This is a genomic window from Serratia sp. HNCC26DJ206 (assembly GCF_057180605.1).
Genome location: NZ_JBXUGP010000095.1, coordinates 1 through 1,531 on the forward strand (window position 1 = coordinate 1; position 1,531 = coordinate 1,531).

Annotated in this window: 1 protein-coding gene; it reads right to left on the reverse strand. The window is 45.1% G+C overall.

Annotation, left to right across the window (positions count from 1 at the left end; all coding sequences use genetic code 11):
- Positions 1-184: 184 nt before the first annotated feature.
- On the reverse strand, positions 185-1,531 hold a 1,347-nt coding region (locus tag AC2A1E_RS24055; RefSeq protein WP_484385852.1), incomplete at its 5' end, for an IS1182 family transposase.

The following is a 1,531-nucleotide window of genomic DNA, read 5'->3' on the forward strand; positions in this document are numbered from 1 at the left end:
GTGCCCAGGCTGTGTGAAAACTCGTTTTTTGCATTATCTGAGTACTATCCCCGTTCAGGAACGCAAGATATTCCAGATATTGACTGCATTCGGAGTAATTTAGATATAGAGGCAGTTCGAGGCTTTTGAAGCCTGGTATCGAGGGCTATTGAGTGGTTATCAGGGGTTAAAGCGGTTATACCCGCTAGTTGTATTGCTCTCGCAGCTTAATGGCCAATCCTTCATTACCCAAGATCGACATCATCCTTTTCAGGTTATAAGCCAGCACATGCAGACTGATTTCTGTGCTGACGTTTTTAAATCGTCGCATCAGGAAGTGAGTTGCCCCCATCCACATTTTAATTGTTCCGAACGGATGCTCTACCGTTTGCTTTCGCACGACAGCTGTTTGTGGCGATGCATCAAGCCTGGTCTGCATATCTTCCATTTCGGCTTCATGAACCCAGCGTCTTATACGTCTCGGATCGCGTTTTGATGTGGTGCACCTTGACCGCTGGCTGCAATCGCGACATGCAATATGGTTAAAGTACATTTGCAGCTCTAACCCATCTTCGACTACCGTAAACCTGTTCTGAAGCTCGCTACCCGTAGGACAAATATAAATGTCTTTTTCTTGGTCATATTTGAACAATGATCGATTGAAAAGACCTTTGCGGTCTGCGCCAGAGGTATCACCTTTTGGTACTAAGGCTACGGCACCTAAATCCTGAGCGGCTTTAATATCACTCCGGCTGTAATAGCCTTTATCAGCTAGAACTGTAATATCCATTTTGCCAACAGCATCTTGCGCTAATTTCGTCACAGCAGTTAACTGCCCACGGTCTGGTGTATTCGTCACTTCATGCGCAACAATCAGGTGATTTTTGGCATCAACGGCAGTCTGAACGTTATAGCTCACCTGACGGTTAACATTGTTTATCTTCATCAACCGGGAATCAGGATCTGTCAGTGACAATTGTTTATCAGGATGCTGTTCCACGGCCTGCTGCATTTGCTTTAACTCTTCTAAGCGCTGTTGCAACCATGCCAGTTTCGTCGCTGTTAAATCTGTGATTATTTCAGGCTCAGCAGTCTTGTCAGCTTCATCGAGCTTATTCAGGTATAGAGCGATACTTTGCTCAACCCTTTCGATGTGACCCTTTGCTTTCTGGGGTGTGAAGTTGTTCGATTTGCTGTTTACCGCCTTGAACTTGCTGCCGTCGATGGCAACAATCACATTCGTGAACATTTGCATCTGACGACACAAGTCAATAAAAGCTCGGCAGGTGTTTTTGATACCTTTACCATTGTTTTTTCTGAAGTCGGCAATGGTTTTAAAATCAGGTGTTAATCGTTCAAGTAACCACATCAGCTCCACGTTCCGATGGGTTTCTTTTTCTAACCTGCGGGAGGACTGAATGCGGTTCAGGTATCCATAAATGTACAGCTTTAGCATGGTTGCAGGGTGGTATCCTGGCCGCCCGGTTTGTTTGGGATTAACGCTTTCGAAGCCAAGTACATCAAGCTGTAATCCATCAACAAATACATCAAC